This window comes from Bathymodiolus platifrons methanotrophic gill symbiont, assembly GCF_002189065.1.
Classification (GTDB): Bacteria; Pseudomonadota; Gammaproteobacteria; order Methylococcales; family Methylomonadaceae; genus Methyloprofundus.
In genome coordinates this window covers 1-1827 of sequence record NZ_BDMN01000474.1, presented here as the reverse complement: position 1 = coordinate 1827, position 1827 = coordinate 1, and the positions used below count along the sequence as shown (strand labels likewise).

Here is a 1827-nt window from a genome sequence, read left to right as displayed (position 1 = left end):
TTACCAAAATGGAATTACCGTGCAATTCCTCAAAAATAATTAATATCGGGAAGTTGTTTCGTGCTTATTCCTAAGCAAGTTAAAGAAGAGCTAACTACTCAGAATAAATAAACAGAAAATTGAGGTAGGTCAGCTTTTGTTAAATGGCTTGTTTCAGGACTTTTCAAAAGAGTACCTGATTACGTGAAACTCACAGTCATTTAAAATAAAACATAAGAATCAGTGTATTAAGAGTATCTTCAGTAATTGCTCATTATTCACGGGCAAGATTTTTTTGGGGATACGGGCAGCCTGCCCGTTTGCATGGGCGAGCCGCCCATGCCCCCAAATAATGAGAAGTTGCTAAATATATACAGAATATTAATATTGAAGATATAAAGAATAGGCTTGATTATTTAATAAATAATATTTTGGATTTAATGGCCCTGTATATAATGAAAACTTTAATTTTACCTGTGTTTTTTATGTATTTATTAATGAAGTCATTTAAATTAATATGGAGTTATGAACTTCAGGGAATTGTTAAAGTCTAGCTATTAAATATTAATATTTTAGTTTATCTTCTGTGTTTGTCATATTGTAACCGTTCCGTCCCCCTCTTTATCTGGAGGGGCTGGGGGAGGTTTTATTAGAAAAAGGTTCCTCAATCCCTATTTTACAAAGGGGTATCTGAACGGTTACGTCATATTTTATGGCAAGAGAAAAAGTAGATATTATCATTCAACATAAGAAGGGAACCATGAAAAAAAGTTACTGATTAGCCTTATATTACTGCAAGGATGTAATGCGCAGGTACAACCCGTAAATTCAGCTGTAGAGCAATTAATTGAACCACCTAGTATTCGTGCAGGGAGCACAACAGGTATTGAGGGAGGGCAAACTATGTAAAATCCACTAAACGGTGATCAGTGGCAGTTAGTCAGTTATTTTACGGATCAAAGCATGCAGGCTCCTTTACCTGATAATCCGATTAGTATTGAATTTGCACGGTATAAAATATCTGGAAGTTCAGGGTGTAACCGGTATTTTGCTAGCTATCAGTTAATGGGAGAGGGTATTGTACAAATTTCTCAGACTGGGTTAACAATGATGGCTTGCCCAGAGAAGATTACAGTGCAAGAGCATCAATACTTGAAAAATCTGGCGGACATTAATTTCTATCAGTTTCAGGATGATAAATTACAATTCTTAGATGCCCAAAGACAAGTGCGGCTAATATTTCAGAACTTACCAGCATTAACTCTAGAGCAAACTAGCTGGCAGATGGCGGGTATTAATAATGGCAAGGGAGGTGTCGTCAGTAGTGGACAAACTGAAAAGGCGAACTTACAATTTATTGATGGAAAATTACAGGGCAGTAGTGGCTGTAATAGATTATTTGCCAGTTATCAAATTAATGGCAGTGAATTAACGATCGGTCCTGTAGGTAGTACGCGTAAATTTTGCGCAGAGAATGATTTAATGCTTCAGGAACAGCAAATATTACAAGCACTGAAACAAGTGAGGCGTTATGAAATTCGTGCAAATCAATTACGTTTAGTCGGTTTTTATGGTTCATTAATGTTGAGTTTAAAGCAGAAGGGAGCCTATTTTGGTGCAGTACTCTATTTTGTTGCATAGGATATTTAGAGAGTCGTGTTATGAACCTGGTCAATCATTTTAGTTAATTAGAAGTGCAAATAACTTAGGTATAATGAGTGGAATTTATAAAAGGATAGAAAATGAGAACTATAAAAAAACTTGGCATAGCAATGCTCTCGCTGTCAGCCCCGGACGGGCTGATAGTCTCCAGAAGGCGCAGGGTTGTTGCCAATCCGAAGTGCGCGA

The 1827-nt window shown here is 36.8% G+C and carries 1 protein-coding gene and 1 pseudogene; both read left to right on the top strand.

Annotation, left to right across the window (positions count from 1 at the left end):
* Positions 1 to 903: 903 nt before the first annotated feature.
* A pseudogene (locus CDZ78_RS23955) lies at positions 904 to 1206 on the top strand (META domain-containing protein); the annotation flags it as partial.
* Positions 1207 to 1620 (top strand): META domain-containing protein, encoded by a 414-nt coding sequence (locus CDZ78_RS23950; RefSeq protein WP_263459203.1) that lies wholly within the window; start codon positions 1207 to 1209, stop codon positions 1618 to 1620.
* The last annotated feature ends 207 nt before the right edge of the window (positions 1621 to 1827 follow it).